The organism is Thalassotalea coralli (genome assembly GCF_055786205.1).
Genome location: NZ_JBVVBK010000004.1, coordinates 354,699 through 374,798 on the forward strand (window position 1 = coordinate 354,699; position 20,100 = coordinate 374,798).

Sequence of the window (20,100 nt, forward strand, 5' to 3'; positions counted from 1 at the left end):
TGATCTGGATTAATACCTTTTAATAGTGGATTATAATTATAACAACAATTTGACAAGATTCGTTGCGCCAATGAAGTACACATTAGCTTTATGTTTGTATTTTTGTGTTTTTGTATCTAGCCATGCAAAAACGTATGTTATTGGCGTTCAAGATATCTCTTATTATCCTTTATATGATTTTCCTAATCCAAGCTTTGCCAAAGAGCTACTTGATGCATTTGCACAAAGTAAAGGCTACCAGTTTGAATACTTGCCGCTACCAGTAAAACGCATCAATCATTGGTATCAGGAGAATGATATCGACTTTAAATTTCCGGATAATCGCCGTTGGTTAAAAGGCGAAAAAATCAAGCATAGAGTTTTTTATAGTCAATCAGTTGTCGAGCTTACCGCGTGCGCAATGACGACTCAAAAAAATGCAGGAATGGACAGGGAGCAAGTTAAACGATTAGGTACATTGTTAGGGTTTCATGCAACAATGTGGTTAGATCGTCTTGAAAACAAACAAACCCAGGTTGTTGAAGTTAGTACAGTCGTTGATATTGTTAAACAGGTGTTGGTAGGGGCGGTTGATGCAACTAATTTAGAACCCAATGTTGTTAATCATGCATTGAAAGTATTAGGAAAGCCTGGTGCCGTGGTGATTAATGAAAATATCCCTTTTGAAACATATAGCTTCCATTTGTCTACATTAAAACACAAGCACGTTATAGAGGAGTTGAATGAATACCTTAAAAACAATCCTAGGTTTGTTAACGCGCTAAAGTCTAAATATAGCATCTTAGATGCGACACCTTATCGGACAGCACCTTCTCTTTAATATTTACAAACCATGCAAATTATCAAAGATATTTAACTTTTCTGGGCTGGAGTATTGTGATTGCGGCGCTATAAATGTGGCGAAATATACCGGATTTTCTGGCGGTAAATTACCTTCAACCAAAGATTTTCGAATGTAATCTTGCGAAATATGTGTGCTGATCTGATTATCAAATTCTTCGTCATTAAAGCTGAGTAGATCAAAAGATGTAGGCTGTAAGATTTGCAGTATTTTGGGCGCCATTTCAATTAAGTTAATATTCGATTGAAAACTCACGTAACTGCTAGTGACCTGTGGAGTTACGTGAATCGTAAAATATTGTTCATTTTTAAGCGCATTTAGAGAGTAGCCGTACGGCGTAAATACAAAATCATCTAGGGTAAAGCCTGGCAGTAAAGTCTCTAAGTGGAAAAAATCACGGACATCTTGTTTATTTAGCTTATGTGCTGTCAACGCCAAACTTGCGGCGTTAGAAATTTGATATGCTAATAATTCGTAAGTGCTATTCTCTACTTTCGCTGGCGTGCTTATTTCATTGTTTTGATAATGGAAAATATAATTGTGATGGCTATCCATTTCACCAAAGCGGTAGGCCGTCCCATTAATTTTTTGGGCAAGAGTTTTGCAATCTTCATCAAAGCTCGTTAGCTGTGCATGAGCAAAATATTCATTTTTCCTTTGATATATAACGCGTTGAATAATGTCTTTAGGTAGGTTGTTTAGTAAAAATTTAACAGAGTGAACTAACGCGGTTATGCCACACGTTAGGATAACCACTTTATCACGCCAGACAAATAAGCTCGATTCTGAGAGTATATAGGCCTTAATGTGTTCATTTTCGATAGATGACAATATTTGGGCATTACACTGGGCAACTAATACTTGCCAAAAAGTATCGTCAAATTGTTCAAATAAAGAAAACTGATTTGAATCAATGATAATTTCTGCTTTTTTCTCTGAGCCTTCGAAAAACAAGGGTGCCCCTTTGCCTTAACTTTTTACTTATCCTTTAGAAGAGCAACATTCTAGTGTGTTCATGTAGGTTTGCAATACTTTCCCTCGAAGATAATTAAGGCAGTGACTAGCTAGGAATCTTTTTACGTAAGTATAATGGCTCGCTGATATAACCCATTTTTAATAGCATTAATATTACGATGCCACCAATTGCTAAATGACCCAGCATCAATCCTTGGTAAAAGCCGTAGGCGCCGAAATAATTTGCGCCAATAAAAGTTAACGGAAGCAACAATACTATACGGTGGGTTAAACCAAGCAGTGTCGCAGTTACTGTTTTATCTTTAGCGTTTAAGCAAGACTGCAATACGATGGCCATGCCAGCAGAGGCGTAACCCCAAGGAACCCAAGCTAAGTAATACTCTAGGTGTTTAGCGATCGTTTCGTGTGGACAGACAAAATCTGAAATTAAATGGCCTTGTGTATAAGCTAATAAAGCGATTATTACCTGAAATATCAAGATGGCACTAAAGCCGACAGCATAAAGCTGTTTTACACGCTGTTTTTTGTCCGACCAATGGTTTACGCCAATAAGGGCTGGCATCGATGTAGTTAGCACCATAGGTAAAAGTAAAAACAGCACCTCTAGCCTAAACAATAAGGCGAGTGCGGCAACGAAACTGGTGTCTATATTGGCTGCAATAGCGGTAAGCACGGCCATGCTTAACGGGGTAATAAACTGTTGAGTAACAAGTAATAAGGTTTTATATGAAGGAACTGTAAACAGTTTTCCGATGTTTTGCTGATTTGGTGTTTGGTACGGAACTTTGAGAAAAAGAATGAGTAATGAAAAAGCTGCGATTAGAAAGTCAACGGTAATGTGTACTAAGCCTAAACTGGCAATATTTCCTTGATATAAAGGACTTTCAGGTAATAACAATAATAAAGCCAATATCGCTTTGATACTTGCCCACGCAAGGATAAGCCCACTGGCTAAATTCATCCAACCCAAGGCTCGCAACATGCCATTTGCTTGCCAAATAAGTGCTAAAAATAACCAGCCTAAGGCTCGGAATTCAACATAACTGTTTTGGTCTTGAATTTCTCGATTAGTAGCACCGCCCGAAAGCCAAGCATTATTTCCCATAAGTTCAAGTAGTTGATTGGAGCAGGTAAAAAATACCAGTGAAGTGAATAGCACCACCAAACTATTCCTTAAAAGTAAAAAGCTCACTTTATCAGGTAACGCGCTTTGGTTTTTACTATTGGTTTTAATAACGGTGTTATTGGCTTGAACACTAAAAGCAATGGCCAGAGCTGACATAGCCACGGTAATGGGCAAGGTAAAACCAAAACCAGTGAGTATTCTTTCTGACTGCATGGCGAGTAAAGAAGACTCTAGTAATTCATAAGCAAGCAGCGCTAGGATAGCGCCAACCATAGGGAAGCTATTTCGCCACAATAATTTGCCTGCCGACTCATTTAAAAAAGACTTGCTGTTACAGTAACTCATTCATTTCGTCTAATGTGATTATCTCGCCTTATAGGAAAGCAAAAAAACGAAAACAATTGCATTTCCTTATGTAACAATTAATTGCGAAAGCAGCTAATTGTTACATCTGGAATTACTTTATCTAGAGATGATTGCTAGTTATCAGCAAGCGCTTTTAGTTTTTGTTTATATTGTTCAAGATCTGATGCGGAATTTGACGTAGCGATATCTATTGCTTGTTCTAAGTTTTTCTTAGCTTCCGTTTTTCTATTAAGCGCAAGGTTAACTTGGCTTAGTCCTTCATATAATTTGGCTGACTCAGGGTATTTAACAATTGCCTTTTCAAAGTAAGACTTAGCGGTCTCTGTATTACCATGTTTTAAATAGAATCGTCCAAAGCGGTTTTGCCAATAGGCAGAGTCGTATCGTTTTGTGGCGAGAACATCTTTAAATTCCTCCATAAATAGTTGAAAGTGCTTATAATCATCTCGATTCCACGCTAGCCAAATTAAGTGATTTTTAGTGGAATTAGAGATTTTTAATGGAAAACCAAAGCGTTTGCCTCTCTTCGCAAAGTAGGAGGTTAAGTAATCTAAGCCGCCAAGATCTTGGTATTCCTTGATAGTTGCAAATGCTAAGTCTTTGTAGTTATGAAAATAGAACTTGAGCCCCTCATACATGGCAACATAAGGCAAGGATTCATGGGTTTCCTCGTTAAAGGTTTGATAACGCCAATTCAAATTTTTTGAAGAGATTTCAGTTAAGTTTTCATTAAGCTGTTCACTGTATGAAATAGTAAAAATGTCTCGGGTAGAGTTAACCAGATACAAGTATTTTTCTGACTGATTTTCTCGTTTATTAAAAGCGCTGATACTTTCTTTTGATGCGTTACCGCCATTGGTGGCGATAAAGCCAGAAAATAAGTCTTGTGGCTCAAAAAGGGAATAAGTGGCAAAGAAAGCGCCCATTTCCCAGCCAAATAAAACAGTGTCGTTCGATGCTCTGACATTGGACTGAATAAATGGCAAGATCTCTTCGTTAAGAGATTGCTGAAAAACGGCTCTTTTGTTACCAAACCATTCACGCCTAATAGGCTCTGGTGAAACAATACCAACGACAATCATTTCAGGTAACGCGTCAGGTACTCTTAATGACTTTTGTAAGGCAACTGCGTTAATAAAATGCCACTGGCCATCTAATACGTAAACAACGGGGTACGATTTCTCTGACGTGTCGTAACTTTCAGGGAGATATACCTGTAATGTCATTGTATGTTCTAGTAATTTCGAGTCTAGTTGATACTCATGACCGTAGCTGAGCGGTTTATTTTTGGTTTCATTTGCGTGGAGTGTTGGTGGCACAAATAGTACGCTGCAAAGCAGTGCCACAGTTAAAATTAAGCGAATCACTTTCTATTCCTTTTAAAATGTTATTGGAACGGGGAGCATTAGTGAAGTTAGCACAATGCTTTAACTTCACTAAAAACAAAAGTGTTTCAAAAAACGTCAAAATATAAGCTGTGTTTTTATAGTGTGTTGATCGTTGCTTGAGCGGTATTAGCTTGACGCTGAAGTTGTGCTTTTAATAGGTTTTCTGCTTTTGCGCCTAAATAAACATAAATGCCTAGGCCAATGAGCAAGCCGATAGACGTTGCCATCATAGCGACGGCGCTGGCTAAGTGTTCAGCTGAACCCAGAACAGATTTAAACATGAGCAACAAAGCTTCGATAGATACTGCGATTAATATTGTCGCAATGAAACGGGTGATGGTTCGACGGGTAGAGCTATGTCGCAATATATCCTTTTGCATTAGTACTTCTTCTTCGATAGTGGTTTTTCCTAAATCAAATACTGCAAGCGCTAAGGTTAAAAATATGATGATGCTAAAGGGTTTTACTTGAATATCATTGGCATTTTTTAGTGTAAATAAATCGACAATTTCGCTGCCAGCTGAATACAGCAAAATGCCGACAATAATGAATAGTCCTAGTACAATGGCTGAATATACACCAAGAAAAAAAGGGTGAAATTTTTTACGTTTAATATCGCCCATTAAAAACTCAATTGCGTGGGCAAGGTTGATATCAATGACCAATATGCCAAGTTCTTGCCCGTCAGTGTTGGTATAGCGTAAAGCCGATGACAAACACAAGTTATGACTAGAGCTTGAAAGGTAAGGCTTGGTAACAACGATGTCATTACTTTGCTTTGCTAAGGCGAAATAAGGGCGATAAGCGCGATCTATGCCCTTACCTGTGCTAGAAATACAACACTTACCTGCTTTTCTACCATAGTCCATACTTGATTGTATGCCTTGATTATCTAACGTAAAAACGAGCTCGACAAAAGGGTAATGCTTATTTAGCCAGCGCATTGAGTTTTCGAGTCTAGATTCATCTTCAAACATCTTAGCGTCAAACACTCCTGCCACGATAGAAGCCATTAATTCGTGGATAGCGGTTTCATATTCGTGATAGCGCTCTATTACACTTATATAATTCATAGATTTGGCTCTCCTATCGAGTTAACAAAGGGCGTAAGCGGTAAAGGTTTCTTTAATCCAAGTGGTAAATAACGACAACTCAGGACGAGATGTCAGATTTTCATGGTGCACTAAGTAATATTTGTCTTTAGTTACAAGATTTTCGTCAAACAGTTTCACTAGATGCTGGTCGTTAAACCAAGCTTTACTCAGTGGCAAAGGAACGAGTGCGATGCCCATGCCTTGCTGGGCTGCTCTAGCTACACCGAACATACTATCGAATTGGATAATTTGTGCAGGATCAAAGCCTTGCACATCATGTTCGTCTGCCCATTGATGCCACGACCAAGGACGCGAACTATGCAAAATTAGCGGCGTTTTTAGCAGTGCTTGTTTGCCTTGGTTTTTGAGCCTAGCAAATAACTCTTTATTACATGCCGGTACGTACTGTATTGGAAAAAGCTCTTGCACAAAGCCTCCTTTGGGTTCTGTACTGGCTAAGACTATCGATAAGTCACTTGATTGAGATAACAAGTTGACAGGAGGCTTTGTGGTTTCCAATTGCAAATTGATTGTCGGATGTTGCTGAGACCACTCTTGTAACCTAGGCACAAATAACTCGCTGGCAAAAAATTCCGGTAAATTGATGGTGATAACGCTATTGGACGGCCTATGGGTAAACTCATCAATGGTTGATTCTAATTGTTCGATAATTGGCTGAATTGATTGGAAGAAGAGCTTACCTTCACTGGTTAACTCTATCGAACGGACACTGCGTTGAAAAAGGGTGATATTTAACTGTTCTTCTAATTGCTTTATTTGATGACTGACTGCCGAAGGGGTTAGAAAAAGTTGTTCAGCGGCATGTTTGAAACTTAAACATTTGGCTGCGACACAAAATGAGCGTAGCCCTCTAATTGGTGTTTGTACTGACATAATGAATAGAAAATAACGATAGACACAAAAGCTGTTGCAATAGTTAAACCAATGTTTGGATTTTTATTTTTATTTATAAAACAACTGTTTAGTTTTTATAGAAAAATATCTCTGCACCGTTTTGGTTCATATGCACCGTATTAATTACGCTACAAAGTGCGTTATGTTCATGGTAAAAAAAAGGACACCAATTAGGTGTCCTTGAAAAACATATCAACAATGTCTTAAGTATGAATCTGGGGAGATCCAAGTACGGATTTATAGTAGGTTTTTAGCTGTTAATCGGCAAACGAGAAATTTTCAATCGATAGAATAAATAAATTCACCTGTAACCAGGCTATGCTTGTGATGTCCATGTAATCACTATTACTTTTAATAATTTATATTCTTTTTATATCAATACGTTATATATGTTGAAAAAAGTAAACACATAGGTTTACTCTATTGGCGTTAGGTTCGGAGTTAGCCGAAATAATAAAATCAATAACATTGATAAGGAAAAATCGTGAGAATATTTCAGAACGTTATGCTCTGTCTTAGCCTGTTTTGCATGGCTGGAGCTTCTGCACAAGCACTTCGGGTAAAGGGGCCTCATAGTGACCGTGTACATCAAACGCAAATCAAAGCGAGTCTAGATGTTGAGACTCACCGTGTGACAGCAGACATGCAACTCACATGGAAAAATACAACAGATGTAACCCTTACCGAAATTCCATTTCATTTATATCTCAATGCATTCTCATCGCCAGACACTGTATTTATGGTAGAAAGTGAAGGTGGCAAGCTACGCAGTGATGAACGAGAAGGTGGCAGTAAAGAAAACTTTGGTTATGTTGTTGTCACTGCATTATCAAATGCTCAGGGCGAAGATATCTTGTCTAACTGGCAGATGGATAACAGTATCGCTATGTTAACCTTATCTGAGCCGCTTGCACCGGGCGAAGAACTGGTTATCAATATGTCATTTACCAGTCAGCTACCAAAAGTTTTTGCACGTAGCGGACATAATGGCGATACCTTCAACTTTGTTGCTCAGTGGTTTCCTAAGCCTGGCGTATATATTGATGGCCGTTGGGTAAATCACAGGTATCATGCTCATAGTGAGTTTTTTGCTGATTTTGGTACTTATGACGTTACCTTAACTGTACCAAACGATTACGTTGTAGGTGCGACAGGCTACTTAGCCAATAAAACTGAAAATGGCGAGCTTACATCTCATCAGTACATTGCAGAAGATGTTCACGACTTTGTTTGGACTGCAGATAGCCAATTTGCGGAAGCAAATCACAATTGGGAAGGCATCAATATTCGTCTACTTTATCAAGAGCCGTTAGACGAAAAATCAATTCAAAATCAATTTGACGCAGCTGTTGCTTCTTTCAAGTGGTTTGAAGAACACGTGGGCATGTACCCGTATTCTACTATGACATTAGTTCAGCCTCCGGAAGACGCTGGGGGAGCTGGCGGTATGGAGTATCCTACCCTAGTAACGACAATTACCGATCTTGACTATACCGATATGCAACAAGCCGCAGCGCTGGTTACTATCCACGAAATTGGTCATAACTATTGGCAGGGCATTTTTGCTTCGAACGAATTTGAAGAATCTTGGATGGACGAAGGTATTAACAGCTATACCGAAGGGCGCATAATGGAGGAAACTCTAGGGCGTAAAAATGTTGCTCAGCTTGGCAATATTGCGGTTAATTTGTCGATTACTCATCATATGAGAACAGCATCTCAGCCAACATTAGATCCGGTCAACACTAATTCTTGGAGTTACATAAATAGTGGTGCATACGGCACCAATTCATATTCAAAGCCAGCAACCATTTTAAACACGGTTGAGCGTGTTTGGGGTGTCGATAAAGTCGACCGTCTACTTAAAGCCTATTACAAAGAGTGGGCGTTTAAGCACCCAAAAACAGAAGACTTCTTAGCGGTAGCTCAAGCGATTGATGTTGAGATGGCGGCGTATTTAGACGCGGCAATTAATACCACTAAAACGGTAGATTTTACTGTCTCTAGAGTACGTAGTGAGAAAATGGATGTCGGAGGCGGTTACGCACTATCAGCTTCTGCTGATTTGGAGTTTACAGAGCCTACTGAATCAGAGAAATTTCAAAATACAGTAACTTTAGCTCATCATGGTCAATTAACCCCACCTAGTGTTGATGTACTACTCACTTATAAAGATGGTAGCAAAGAAACAAGAACCTGGTCGTTAAACCAAGGAAAGCCTTGGATAACATGGAATTTTGAATCTGACACTAAATTATCTGAAGTCATGATAGATCCAGAGTTTAAAGTGTTGTTAGACAAAGATTTGTCAAACAATATCAAACGAGAAAGTGAAGAACCAGGCCAGGCATGGCGTTGGGTAATTTCTCTTATGCAAACTATGCATAGTTCTGTTAACGCTTTATTGCCATTGTAGGAGAATATAAATGAATACATTACAACTGCTATGGCGATACAAATGGATTGCCGTTATTACACTCTTTATCGAGTTAATTATTTTTACACCGGCTCTAATTTTGATGTCTCGATTTGGCAACAAGGAAGTGACGGCCAATTTATTGATTACGCCCATTGGCTCAGCAAACTTTATGGGGGTGTTTTTTGACGCAATAAGAACCAGCCCAGGGTTTGTTTATGCTATGGCAGCGTTTATCGTCACAATTCCGACCTTATTCCTATTTAAGCTGGCGCTAGCAGCAGGAACAATGGCTAGCATGCACGAAAATAAGTGGTCAATATCTTCATGGCTTAGCCTTGCGGGCGAGCATTTTTTAAGGTCTCTTGGTTTATTACTTCGTTGGTTAGTGGTACCGCTTATTTTATGTGGTATAGCGGTACTCTTAATGAAGGTTTTCTCGGTTGAGTCAACTAAAATTAAGTTAAGCGTTTTAGCATTTACGTGGTTTGTAGCGCTTTCATGGCTGTTTTTATCACTAAATGGTATTACTCAAAAAGAGCGTTGGTCGCTTAAAAATGGTGCGGTTGTGCTATATAAAAATGTGGGTAAAGTAGCCGTTACTCTCGTTGTATTTGCTCTGTTAATTGCTGCGGTCGAGTTTTTAAATGTGCAAATGTTTAGCGCAAATATTAGCCCTGATACAAGTTTCACCTTTGGTGTAATAGGCGCATTTACAATTGCGCTTATCATGCGCTTTACCATTTTGTATTGGCAAGCTGCACACGTAACAATATGGAAAACGCATAGAGAAAATCAATAAAACGTTTTGCTTTAAAGTTTACCAAAAGTAATAAAGCCCCAAATTATTGGGGCTTTATTACTTTTTACCATTTAGCAGTTTTCATATTTCCAGTTTCGACCTTTTCCTTCACTTACCCATTCAATCGTGGTCGCTAGACGCTTTTCTCTGGTCGCTTCTCGTTTAGCTGATGTAATCCATTCGATATAATCCTTTTGTTTGGTATAACTAAAACTTTCAAAATGCTGTTTTGCCAGTGGGTTTTTGGCTAGCGCCTTGGCCAAGTCATCGGGAACAACTAGCGTGGACTTATCTTTACGGGTTACTTTCTTTTTAGGCTTTTCTGTGGAGCTATTATAAGCAATTGCTCTTTGAATAAAGGATATGACTGCTTCATCACTCGGTAACTCGTCAACCGATTTTAGTTTTAATGAAGCTAAGTTTTGACCATCGCTTTTGTCAAAAAGGTTTTCAAGATCTTCGATATGCTTACCTTCAAAAAAAGAAAAGTTTACATGGGCTTTAAAAGCAGCCATTGCACAGACTAAACCGTGCTTGGAGAAACAAGGTTGGTTCCATTTTATCGCTTCTTCAATGCTGGGATCGGCTCGATGAATAAGTTTTCTCAATTTATTGAGAATGTCTTGGGCAAAGGCTGGCTTTTCGGCAATGTATTGATCAATTTTCTCTATGTGCATAGGCGTGCCTGTTCAATATTGTGCTTCATTAAAATCTAAGTTTCGTTATTTATTTAGTCTAGTTTACAACTTTTTCTCTTGTTCCATCGACATTAATAGTAGTGAATCAATACTGATAAAATTAAAAGGACAATATTATGGTGTTTTCTTTGTTTTCTAATTTAACAAAAGTCAAACTACATAAACCAAATTCAATTGTTAAAGCTGTATTTACAAGCGTTCTTGTAATCGCATCACAGCCAACTCTTGCTCATAATAGTTATGATGATTTAGATGTAAACGAGCAGATTGTCGATATCATTGCTCACGGTAGTTTGATACAAGTGAAGCAACTCATTGCTGAAGGTTTAGATGTAAATCAAGATTTGAATAACGATGGTACGCCGCTAATTATTGCTGCGCAAAATGGCAATAAGCAAGCGATAGAATATTTGATCAGCGTGGGGGCCGATGTAAACCTAAAAAGCGAAACCGATGGAAGCCCATTGATTGCTGCTGCTTTAACTAATAATTTGGCACTTGTTGAGTACTTTTATGAACGAGGAGCTGACATAGATGCGATTACCGAGCATGACGAAACAGCGTTAATTAGCGCATCTCATTCTGGCCATTTTAAGGTTGTTAGATATCTGGTAGAGAAGGGAGCTGATGTAAACCTCGCCGTTGAAGCTAACACGCTAAGAGGCACTGAGCTACGAAGTCCATTACGTAGCGCTAAAACAAGAGAAATAAGAGAATACCTAATAGCGCAAGGTGCGAATAAGTAATGCAAGGCTAAAGGTAGGTATTAGCTTATAACTGCATACACAGTTGTTGCTATTTAGGTAAGCTCGTAAATGCCTCATTTGTGCTAAAGCATAGATATTTCACAGAGGTGGTTTAATTCGATATAGCGAAGCTAAAATTTGACGTAAAAAAAGCAGCCTTTAGCTGCTTTTTTCGTGAATTTACTAAACGAAATTTAGTCGTTAACCATAGGTACGTAAAAAGAGTCTTTCAATTCAAAGTCTCCTTCAGCTTTTACAACCTTGTCGTTCTCAAAGGTAATGATGAACTTCTTATTTCTATCGAATGATGAATCTCTACCTGATTTAAAGCTATATAGGTAATGCCAGATATCATCATTAAAAGCATCTACTACTACAGGGTTACCAAGAATAAATTTAACCTGATCTTTAGTCATACCTATTTGTAACTTATCGATATCTCTTTGTTCCAGAAAGTTTCCTTGCGGGATATCCATACGGTAAACCCAGCTTGAACAAGCGGTAAGCGATAATACAAAGACCAGCGATAAAACTCTTAACAACATAACCTAGCAGTCATCCTTAAAATAAAGTGAGTGGGGATAATAACTAAGCAAGCTAACAGTTACAAAGGATTTCTTTGTCGTTTGTTGAAAACATGTCCAATCTTAAACAAATTTTGTTAAAAAACTTTTTGTTTAACTATTCGGCACGTCTTTCAAACTACTTTAAACTAATTAGCTTGCCAGTAATTCCTCGGCATTTGCTAGGCTTGAGTCAGTAATTGTGTCTCCTGCAAGCAGTCTAGCGATCTCTTTGACACGTGCTGGCTGACTAAGTTCAGTTACTGTGGTTTCTGTATGTTCGCCATCGGTAAGTTTGGCGACAAATAATTGCTGATGTCCTTTACTAGCGACTTGCGGTAAGTGGGTCACACAAATAACTTGTGTATTACCGGCAAGTTGTTGAAGTTTAGTGCCTACCATAGCTGCGGTAGGGCCACTTATACCAACATCGACTTCATCGAAAATCAAACTAGGCGTAGTTACTTTTGCAGAAAGGATTACTTGCATTGCTAAACTTATACGAGATAACTCACCGCCAGAGGCTATTTTGTTTAATGGACCTGGCACTTGTCCTGGATTTAAACTTACTAAAAATTGAACGTCGTCAGCACCTGCACTTGTAGCGTTCTTTGCTACGTCAGTAATGACGTCTATTGAAAATTGACCATGCTCCATATTCAGGGCTTTAAGACTTTTAGTAATTTCCTTGGATAATTTTGTTGCTGATGTTTCGCGCGCTTTTGTTAGATCATGTGCAGCCAGTTTATACTGCTCAAAGGTTTTATCTATTTCACTGTCTATATGACTTAGTCTGTCTTCATCTGTTTTTAGCAAGCTAAGTTCTTGAGCCAGTTTCCCATGAAAGCTCGCTAATTCTTCTGGTGCTACTTGGTGCTTTTTAGCAAGTTGAATAGCGTTAGAGTATCTATCGTCTATTAATTGAAAACTTTGCGGGTCTAATTCTAAGCGCTCTTGGTATAGTCTTAGTTCATCGCTCGCATCTTCTATATGCACTAGAGCTTCATTTAACTGATCGTTAAGAGGCGATAATTGTTGGTCGAGCTCTGCTAAACTAGCCACTTGCTCAAGCGCTTTACGCAATGAGTCGGCAATATTAAATTGCTCGTTTTCAGTTAAAAGATGAGTGCTTTGCAACGCAGCATCGAGTAAAAACTGACTATTACTAAATTTTTTATAGTCGTTTTCAAGCTGTTCGAATTCACCTTCAGCGAGAGCAAACTCATCCAGTTCATTCACCTGATAAGCGAGCAATTGTTGTTGAGCTTCACGCTGTTGTTGTTGCTCAAACAATTGATCACGTTCCTTTTTCAAACTTTTCCATTGGCTAAAATGAAAGCGAACAGCAGCTAATAAGTCTTCATGGCGACCAAATTCATCGAGCATCTCACGTTGACGGCTGGCTTTGGTGATTAGTTGATGATCGTGTTGTCCATGAATATTTATCAGTAATTGACCAAGTTCTTTCAGTTGCGCTAACGGAACAGGTGTACCATTTATATAAGATTTTGAACGGCCTTCTGCTGAAATCACCCGACGTAAAATACAGCTGTCAGCATCTTCTAAGTCTTGGTTATTCAACCATGCCATGGCGGATAAGTTGTTTTTAAGCTCAAAGGTGGCAACTAACTCAGCTTTATTGCAGTTTGGCCTTACTACGTTTGTACCAGCTCTGTCACCTAAACATAAACCAAGAGCATCTATAGCAATAGATTTACCAGCACCGGTTTCACCTGTGATGGTGGTCATGCCGGTTTTCCAGTCAATTTCTAGCGATTTAACAATAGCGAAGTTTTGAATAGTCAGTTGCGTTAACATAATGTTCAAAATACTGTATAAAGATATAGTGATAATTTATACAGTATTTTTTAGAGGTGCAACTTTTTTTTGATGAAAAGTTAAACGAATTTAATTTATTGAAAGCTTATTACGGTGAAAATGCCTGATTAATAAAGCTTATTACCCCAACTTAATTTTTGACGAAGTACATTAAAGTAGTCGTGATCCAATGGATGAATAAGTCGGATTGAGCAATCGCTTTTGCGAATGATAACTTCATCACCTGGCATAACGGCGAGAATAACATGGCCATCGCAGCTTACTTGTAGGTTTTCATAGTTTTCGTTGGCCAGAATAAGTTTAATTTCACTGTTACCGTCTACCACGATTGGGCGACTAGTCAGTGTATGAGGGAACATTGGTACCAATGATAGTGCGTTCAAATTTGGCGTTAAAATAGGGCCGCCTGCCGACATAGAATAAGCGGTTGAGCCTGTAGGAGTCGAAACAATTAAACCGTCTGAACGCTGGCTAAACATGAAGCTACCGTCTATGTATACTTCAAATTCAATCATGCTCGCGACTTTACCGGCATGAAGTACTGCTTCGTTTACCGCACTATTAGAGCTTTTTAATTTGCCATGACGATATACTTCCGCTTCGATTATAAAGCGTTGTTCAGAGCGAGATTCACCAGCAAGTATCTTTTCTAATGGTTCTATTAACTCGTTAGGCGATAAATCAGTAAGAAATCCTAAATTACCTCGGTTAACACCAATAACGCCTATGTTATAACAGGAAAGTACACGGGCTGCGCCAAGCATATAGCCGTCGCCACCAACCACGATGGCGAGATCAGCAAGTTCACCAATTTCTACTAGGTTGTGGCACTGTTCTAGCTCTATAGATAAAGAAGATGCCACTGAGCTTTCAACCAATACGCGATAGCCTTGCTCAATTAAAAACTGATAAAGGGTTTCAATAGTTGCCTTGGCGCCTTCATGCTTTGGCTTACCAATTAGGCCTATGGTGTTGTATAGCTTAGTCATTTCATTATTTTCGGTGTTCAGAATGTCGCAAGTTTCGCGTCATTTTTATTGCTTGTAAAGCATACTTTTTCATAATTATGAACAATTGTGCTTGATTCGACAAATTCTAGCCCCATAATTAGCATCATTGTCTATAGTATCCAGTTAGAAAGAGTTATTTTGGAGCTGTTTCATGTCTAACGAATCACACGAAAATAAAACTGCTGAAGAAATCGCAGCAGAAGAAATTATAAAAGAAGCTGAAGAGCAAGTTGAAGAGCAGCACGACCATGCTCATGAAGTTATCTCTGAAGAACAAGAAAAAATTAACGAATTAGAATTAGCGTTAGCTGCGGCGCAAGCAACCGTTGCTGACCAAAAAGATTCAGTTATTCGCGCAAAAGCTGAAGTTGACAACATTCGTCGCCGCAGTGCGCAAGATGTTGAAAAAGCACGTAAGTTTGCTTTAGAAAAGTTCGCTGGCGAAATGCTAACTACCGTTGACAACCTTGAGCGTGCTTTACAAAGCATCGATAAAGAAGATGAAGCGCAAAAAGCTATGCTTGAAGGCATTGAGTTAACGTACCAAGGCTTACTTTCTTCTTTAGAAAAGTCTGGCGTTACTGCGGTAGACCCGCAAGACCAACCGTTCAACCCTGAATTACATCAAGCCATGTCAATGCAAGAAGTTGAAGGTGTAGCACCTAATACTGTTATTGCAGTGATGCAAAAAGGTTACGAGTTAAATGGACGTTTAATTCGCCCTGCAATGGTGATGGTGTCAAAAGCGAGCAGTGTTGATACACAAGCATAAGCTTTAACAGCTTAATCCGCTTTAAAACAATCTGAAAAGTCAGGCAAATGCCTGGCTTTTTTGTTTCTGGCACGCAACTTTTCTGGTCTCGACCGGAAAAATGCAAAAAAATTGTCACAAAAATCAGTTTTTTTCACATTTTGTGGTTGAAAACGTTTTTTCAGCCCCCACTAATTGGTTCAACAAAGAAATTAATTGTATTGATAGAATTCGGAGATCCTTAAGATGGGCAAAATTATCGGTATTGACCTAGGGACAACTAACTCATGTGTAGCTGTTCTAGACGGTGAAAGTGTACGTGTTATTGAAAACGCGGAAGGCGATCGTACTACTCCTTCAATTATCGCTTATACAGACGAAGGTGAGACACTTGTTGGTCAACCTGCAAAACGTCAAGCGGTAACAAACCCTAAAAACACATTATTCGCAATCAAGCGTTTAATTGGTCGTCGCTTTGAAGACAAAGAAGTTCAGCGTGACATCGACATCATGCCATTCGGTATTGCTAAAGCAGACAATGGTGATGCATGGGTTGAAGCGAAAGGCGAAAAAATGGCGCCACCACAAGTTTCAGCTGAAGTTCTGAAGAAAATGAAGAAAACAGCAGAAGACTTCTTAGGTGAAACAGTTTCTGAAGCAGTAATTACTGTTCCTGCTTACTTTAACGATTCACAACGTCAAGCAACTAAAGATGCGGGTCGTATCGCTGGTTTAGAAGTTAAGCGTATTATCAACGAGCCAACTGCTGCTGCTCTTGCTTACGGCATGGACAAGCAACAAGGCGATAAAGTAGTTGCTGTATATGACTTAGGTGGTGGTACATTCGATATCTCAATTATCGAGATTGATGAAGTTGAAGGCGAGCACACGTTTGAAGTACTTGCGACTAACGGTGACACGCACTTAGGTGGTGAAGATTTCGATAACCGTTTAATTAACTACTTAGTAGACGAGTTTAAGAAAGACCAAGGTCTTGACCTTAAAACTGACCCATTAGCGATGCAACGTGTTAAAGAAGCTGCTGAAAAAGCAAAATGTGAGCTTTCTTCAGCACAACAAACTGACGTAAACCTTCCTTACGTTACTGCTGACGCGACTGGTCCTAAGCACATGAACATCAAAGTGACTCGCGCTAAGTTAGAGTCATTAGTTGAAGACATGGTTAAAGCGACGCTTGAGCCGTTAAAAACTGCACTAGCTGATGCAGACCTTTCAACTTCAGACGTTTCTGACGTTATTTTAGTTGGTGGTCAAACACGTATGCCACTTGTACAACAAGTAGTAACTGACTTCTTCGGCAAAGAGCCTCGTAAAGACGTTAACCCTGATGAAGCAGTAGCTTCTGGTGCAGCTGTACAAGCAGGTGTATTAGCAGGTGACGTAACAGACGTTCTTTTACTAGACGTTACTCCATTATCTCTAGGTATTGAGACAATGGGTGGTGTGATGACTAAAGTTATCGACAAGAACACTACGATTCCTACAAAGCAATCGCAAACGTTCTCAACAGCTGAAGATAACCAAGCTGCGGTAACTGTTCACGTATTACAAGGTGAGCGTAAGCAAGCAAGTGCTAACAAATCTCTTGGTCAGTTTAACCTAGAAGGTATTGATGCTGCTCCTCGTGGTATGCCTCAAATCGAAGTAACTTTCGATATTGATGCTGACGGTATCTTACATGTGTCTGCTAAAGACAAGAACACAGGTAAAGAGCAAAAGATCACGATCAAAGCATCTTCTGGTTTATCGGATGACGAAGTAGAACAAATGGTACGCGACGCGGAAGCGAATGCTGATGCTGATGCTAAGTTCGAAGAGTTAGTGACTGCGCGTAACCAAGCTGATGGCATGATTCACGCAACTAAGACTCAAATTACTGAAGCAGGTGACGACTTACCAGCTGAAGACAAAGAGAAAATCGAAGCGGCAATTGCTGAACTAGAAGAAGCAATTAAAGGCGACGACAAAGAAGCTATCGATGCTAAGCAACAAGCATTAATTGAAGCATCTGCTAAGTTAATGGAAATTGCTCAAGCGAAAGCTCAAGCGCAAGGCGGTGCAGGTGCACAACCAGGTGCTGATGCTGGTCAAGCTCAAGATGCTGGCGCGCAACCAGCGGACGACGTAGTTGACGCAGAGTTCGAGGAAGTTAAAGACGATAAGTAATTTTGTTCGATTGTTTGAGTGCTTTCACTCGATGTCGGTGTTGAAAGTGCTCACATACATTTGTATGCTGCGCGCTTTCGCCTAGACCTAGAGCGAAATCACAACAAACAATCAAAACAAAAAATCGTTGTTTAATGAGATAAAGCGTCGTCATTCGACGCTTTATGATTTTAAGAAGATATAGATTTAGAAGTAATTTCTTTACTGGTTTTGAAAGCCGATAAACAAATTAATTTTCGAAAATTAGCGGTAAATAGAAAGATTATATTATGTCAAAGAAAGATTATTATGAAACGCTAGGCGTTGCCAAAGATGCGTCTGAGCGTGACATTAAGAAGGCATATAAACGCCTTGCGATGAAGTATCATCCAGACCGTACGCAAGGTGATAAAGATAAAGAAGAGACCTTTAAGCAGATTAAAGAAGCTTATGAGGTGCTTAACGACGATCAAAAACGTGCAGCTTACGACCAATACGGTCATGCAGCCTTTGAACAAGGTGGCATGGGCGGCGGTGGCGGCTTCGGTGGCGGCGCTGACTTTGGTGATATTTTCGGTGACGTATTCGGCGATATCTTCGGTGGCGGTCGTCGTGGCGGTGGTGGCGGTCAACGCGCACGCCGTGGTAGCGATTTACGCTACAACTTAGAAATGACATTAGAAGAAGCCGTTAAAGGTAAGTCGGTAGAAATTAAAGTACCTACTTATGTTCACTGTGACTCTTGTGATGGCTCTGGCGCGAAAAAAGGTACGCAACCGAAAACGTGTGGCACGTGTCACGGTCACGGCCAGGTGCAGATGCGTCAAGGTATGTTTGCTGTACAGCAGACCTGTCCAACTTGTAATGGTAAAGGTAAGGTTATTTCTGACCCTTGTAACTCATGTCATGGTCAAGGCCGCGTTCAGAAAACTAAGACACTTAACGCTAAGATCCCAGCGGGTGTTGATACTGGCGATCGTATTCGCTTATCAGGCGAAGGTGAAGCAGGTGAACAAGGCGCACCAGCGGGTGACTTATATGTACAAGTACATGTAAAAGATCATCCTATTTTCGTCCGTGACGAAAACAACCTTTACTGCGAAATGCCGATTAGCTTCGCAACAGCGGCTTTAGGTGGTGAAATTGAAGTACCTACGCTAGAAGGTAAAGTGAAGCTTAAAGTGCCTAAAGAAACGCAAACGGGCAAAATGTTCCGATTACGTGGCAAAGGCGTTAAGTCGGTTCGCAGCCACTCAACAGGTGACTTAATGTGTAAAGTTGTAGTGGAAACGCCAGTTAATTTAACAGGTGACCAAGTTGAATTGCTTCGATCGTTAGAATCGAAAATGAGTAATAGTTCGAAGAGCCATAGCCCGAAAGAGACAGGGTTCTTTGATAGTGTCAAGAAGTTCTTCGACGACCTTAAGAGCTAATTTATCGTCCTATTTATCACTTTTTTCTGCGTTTGAAATACTCACGTATCACTTGTACGCTGCGTATTTCAGCCTTGAAAAAAGGTAAAAATAGTTAGAAAAATATATCTCTTACATTTTTTATTTATATTAGGCCTGCATATGCAGGCCTTTTTAGTTTTAAGCTTTTTTAGGTAGAAAATTTGTAACGTCAATGTTTCAAGTTTGGCGGTTGGCGACTATAATTTCATTTCCGTCCTTTATAGATTTCAATCATGCGTAGTAAATTATTCACCTTCCTTATTTTCGCACTTTCATTCACCGCTGTTGCTGAAGATAAAAAAGAGCTCCCGCCTTTAGATCCTGAGTACGTTGGTATTCATGGGATGGTATTGATGACACAGGGATCGCGTATTTACGCGTCTCATTTGCCATTGTATAGAAAGCCTCATAATGTGCAGCTTGTCTATAAAATTGAAAGTAAAGAAGTACACTTCTTAAATATGATCAGAGACGGTGGCTTTGTCACTATCAAGCCTCAGGAGTTTAATTTACAACGTTTAATGCGTGGTGAGAAAATGACGATTAAGGCCGATGTGTACCGTGGTCACTTTGAGCGAGATGGTGAATTAGTTTATAAAGACAAGGAAATTGTTTTTGATAAACAACTCTATGTTCGCGAATTAAAAGATTTATCTAAGGCTTCCAAGTGGCAGGAGTACGACATGATTGAAGTAGGAAGAACGCAACGCCTATATATTCACAAAATCACAGAAACACCAAGCTTCGACCACATCATGCATGTTGATTTGGAAGGAGCTTGTTTACAAAAGTTTAAAACGTCTAAAGTTGTACCATCTGAAAAAGAGCTGCAATATAAGTTTATTAATTGCGGCACGATGAAACCACTCTATTACGAAACACAAGATTTCGAACATAAAGAAAAGCACGGTTATTAACCGTGCTTTTTCATTAAAATCATATTCATTTCG

17 protein-coding genes are annotated in these 20,100 nt (G+C 39.5%); 8 read left to right on the plus strand and 9 right to left on the minus strand.

The window, feature by feature from the left end; all coding sequences use genetic code 11:
• The first annotated feature begins 70 nt into the window (after window positions 1-70).
• Window positions 71-820, plus strand: coding sequence for a transporter substrate-binding domain-containing protein (locus tag ACOB80_RS12585; RefSeq protein ID WP_473166188.1), 750 nt, complete (start codon window positions 71-73; stop codon window positions 818-820).
• Between the two features lie 3 nt (window positions 821-823).
• Here the strand turns inward: ACOB80_RS12585 and ACOB80_RS12590 are convergent, their stop codons facing one another.
• The 5 genes from ACOB80_RS12590 to ACOB80_RS12610 all read right to left on the minus strand — a co-directional run bounded on the left by ACOB80_RS12590 (window position 824) and on the right by ACOB80_RS12610 (window position 6,684).
• Window positions 824-1,795 (minus strand): adenosylmethionine decarboxylase, encoded by a 972-nt coding sequence (locus ACOB80_RS12590; protein WP_473166189.1) that lies wholly within the window; start codon window positions 1,793-1,795, stop codon window positions 824-826.
• Window positions 1,796-1,901: 106 nt separating this feature from the next.
• Window positions 1,902-3,287 (minus strand): MATE family efflux transporter, encoded by a 1,386-nt coding sequence (locus ACOB80_RS12595; protein WP_473166190.1) that lies wholly within the window; start codon window positions 3,285-3,287, stop codon window positions 1,902-1,904.
• A 134-nt stretch (window positions 3,288-3,421) separates the two neighbouring features.
• The gene (locus ACOB80_RS12600; RefSeq protein ID WP_473166191.1) at window positions 3,422-4,675 is read right to left on the minus strand and encodes an alpha/beta hydrolase-fold protein; all 1,254 of its coding nucleotides are present in this window, start codon (window positions 4,673-4,675) and stop codon (window positions 3,422-3,424) included.
• Window positions 4,676-4,791: 116 nt separating this feature from the next.
• Window positions 4,792-5,769, minus strand: coding sequence for a PDC sensor domain-containing protein (locus ACOB80_RS12605; RefSeq protein ID WP_473166192.1), 978 nt, complete (start codon window positions 5,767-5,769; stop codon window positions 4,792-4,794).
• A gap of 21 nt (window positions 5,770-5,790) precedes the next feature.
• On the minus strand, window positions 5,791-6,684 hold the full coding sequence (locus ACOB80_RS12610; protein WP_473166193.1) for a LysR substrate-binding domain-containing protein: 894 nt from the start codon (window positions 6,682-6,684) through the stop codon (window positions 5,791-5,793).
• Window positions 6,685-7,189: 505 nt separating this feature from the next.
• On the opposite strand from ACOB80_RS12610, the gene ACOB80_RS12615 reads away from it, so the two are divergent.
• Window positions 7,190-9,121 carry a M1 family metallopeptidase gene (locus ACOB80_RS12615; RefSeq protein ID WP_473166194.1) on the plus strand — a complete coding sequence of 644 codons (1,932 nt, stop codon included), beginning with the start codon at window positions 7,190-7,192 and terminating at the stop codon, window positions 9,119-9,121.
• Between the two features lie 10 nt (window positions 9,122-9,131).
• Window positions 9,132-9,923, plus strand: coding sequence for a hypothetical protein (locus ACOB80_RS12620; protein WP_473166195.1), 792 nt, complete (start codon window positions 9,132-9,134; stop codon window positions 9,921-9,923).
• A gap of 71 nt (window positions 9,924-9,994) precedes the next feature.
• On the opposite strand, the gene ACOB80_RS12625 is transcribed toward ACOB80_RS12620, so the two are convergent.
• A complete protein-coding gene (locus ACOB80_RS12625; RefSeq protein ID WP_473166196.1) occupies window positions 9,995-10,600 on the minus strand; it encodes a YdeI/OmpD-associated family protein in 606 nt (201 codons plus the stop codon).
• Window positions 10,601-10,737: 137 nt separating this feature from the next.
• On the opposite strand from ACOB80_RS12625, the gene ACOB80_RS12630 reads away from it, so the two are divergent.
• Window positions 10,738-11,367 carry an ankyrin repeat domain-containing protein gene (locus ACOB80_RS12630; protein ID WP_473166197.1) on the plus strand — a complete coding sequence of 210 codons (630 nt, stop codon included), beginning with the start codon at window positions 10,738-10,740 and terminating at the stop codon, window positions 11,365-11,367.
• A 194-nt stretch (window positions 11,368-11,561) separates the two neighbouring features.
• On the opposite strand, the gene ACOB80_RS12635 is transcribed toward ACOB80_RS12630, so the two are convergent.
• The 3 genes from ACOB80_RS12635 to nadK all read right to left on the minus strand — a co-directional run bounded on the left by ACOB80_RS12635 (window position 11,562) and on the right by nadK (window position 14,758).
• The gene (locus tag ACOB80_RS12635; RefSeq protein ID WP_473166198.1) at window positions 11,562-11,912 is read right to left on the minus strand and encodes an outer membrane protein assembly factor BamE; all 351 of its coding nucleotides are present in this window, start codon (window positions 11,910-11,912) and stop codon (window positions 11,562-11,564) included.
• A 171-nt stretch (window positions 11,913-12,083) separates the two neighbouring features.
• The gene (recN, locus tag ACOB80_RS12640) at window positions 12,084-13,748 is read right to left on the minus strand and encodes a DNA repair protein RecN (RefSeq protein ID WP_473166199.1); all 1,665 of its coding nucleotides are present in this window, start codon (window positions 13,746-13,748) and stop codon (window positions 12,084-12,086) included.
• A gap of 128 nt (window positions 13,749-13,876) precedes the next feature.
• The gene (gene nadK, locus ACOB80_RS12645; protein WP_473166200.1) at window positions 13,877-14,758 is read right to left on the minus strand and encodes an NAD(+) kinase; all 882 of its coding nucleotides are present in this window, start codon (window positions 14,756-14,758) and stop codon (window positions 13,877-13,879) included.
• Window positions 14,759-14,930: 172 nt separating this feature from the next.
• On the opposite strand from nadK, the gene grpE reads away from it, so the two are divergent.
• From grpE to ACOB80_RS12665, 4 genes are all read left to right on the plus strand, one after another.
• Window positions 14,931-15,551: a nucleotide exchange factor GrpE gene (gene grpE / locus ACOB80_RS12650; protein ID WP_473166201.1), complete on the plus strand. Its 621-nt coding sequence runs from the start codon at window positions 14,931-14,933 to the stop codon at window positions 15,549-15,551.
• A 225-nt stretch (window positions 15,552-15,776) separates the two neighbouring features.
• Entirely contained in the window at window positions 15,777-17,717 is a 1,941-nt protein-coding gene (gene dnaK, locus ACOB80_RS12655; protein WP_473166202.1) for a molecular chaperone DnaK, read from the plus strand.
• A gap of 269 nt (window positions 17,718-17,986) precedes the next feature.
• A complete protein-coding gene (dnaJ, locus tag ACOB80_RS12660) occupies window positions 17,987-19,129 on the plus strand; it encodes a molecular chaperone DnaJ (RefSeq protein ID WP_473166203.1) in 1,143 nt (380 codons plus the stop codon).
• Window positions 19,130-19,383: 254 nt separating this feature from the next.
• Window positions 19,384-20,067: a hypothetical protein gene (locus ACOB80_RS12665; RefSeq protein ID WP_473166204.1), complete on the plus strand. Its 684-nt coding sequence runs from the start codon at window positions 19,384-19,386 to the stop codon at window positions 20,065-20,067.
• The last annotated feature ends 33 nt before the right edge of the window (window positions 20,068-20,100 follow it).

Excerpts from the sequence above, each read along its gene's own strand:
- ACOB80_RS12625 (WP_473166196.1), bottom strand. The coding sequence starts at position 10,600 with ATGCACATAGAGAAAATTGATCAATACATTGCCGAAAAGCCAGCCTTT.
- ACOB80_RS12595 (WP_473166190.1), bottom strand. The coding sequence starts at position 3,287 with ATGAGTTACTGTAACAGCAAGTCTTTTTTAAATGAGTCGGCAGGCAAA.
- ACOB80_RS12635 (WP_473166198.1), bottom strand. The coding sequence starts at position 11,912 with ATGTTGTTAAGAGTTTTATCGCTGGTCTTTGTATTATCGCTTACCGCT.
- ACOB80_RS12610 (WP_473166193.1), bottom strand. The coding sequence starts at position 6,684 with ATGTCAGTACAAACACCAATTAGAGGGCTACGCTCATTTTGTGTCGCA.
- recN (WP_473166199.1), bottom strand. The coding sequence starts at position 13,748 with ATGTTAACGCAACTGACTATTCAAAACTTCGCTATTGTTAAATCGCTA.
- ACOB80_RS12620 (WP_473166195.1), top strand. The coding sequence starts at position 9,132 with ATGAATACATTACAACTGCTATGGCGATACAAATGGATTGCCGTTATT.
- nadK (WP_473166200.1), bottom strand. The coding sequence starts at position 14,758 with ATGACTAAGCTATACAACACCATAGGCCTAATTGGTAAGCCAAAGCAT.
- ACOB80_RS12605 (WP_473166192.1), bottom strand. The coding sequence starts at position 5,769 with ATGAATTATATAAGTGTAATAGAGCGCTATCACGAATATGAAACCGCT.
- ACOB80_RS12585 (WP_473166188.1), top strand. The coding sequence starts at position 71 with ATGAAGTACACATTAGCTTTATGTTTGTATTTTTGTGTTTTTGTATCT.
- dnaJ (WP_473166203.1), top strand. The coding sequence starts at position 17,987 with ATGTCAAAGAAAGATTATTATGAAACGCTAGGCGTTGCCAAAGATGCG.
- ACOB80_RS12665 (WP_473166204.1), top strand. The coding sequence starts at position 19,384 with ATGCGTAGTAAATTATTCACCTTCCTTATTTTCGCACTTTCATTCACC.
- grpE (WP_473166201.1), top strand. The coding sequence starts at position 14,931 with ATGTCTAACGAATCACACGAAAATAAAACTGCTGAAGAAATCGCAGCA.
- dnaK (WP_473166202.1), top strand. The coding sequence starts at position 15,777 with ATGGGCAAAATTATCGGTATTGACCTAGGGACAACTAACTCATGTGTA.
- ACOB80_RS12630 (WP_473166197.1), top strand. The coding sequence starts at position 10,738 with ATGGTGTTTTCTTTGTTTTCTAATTTAACAAAAGTCAAACTACATAAA.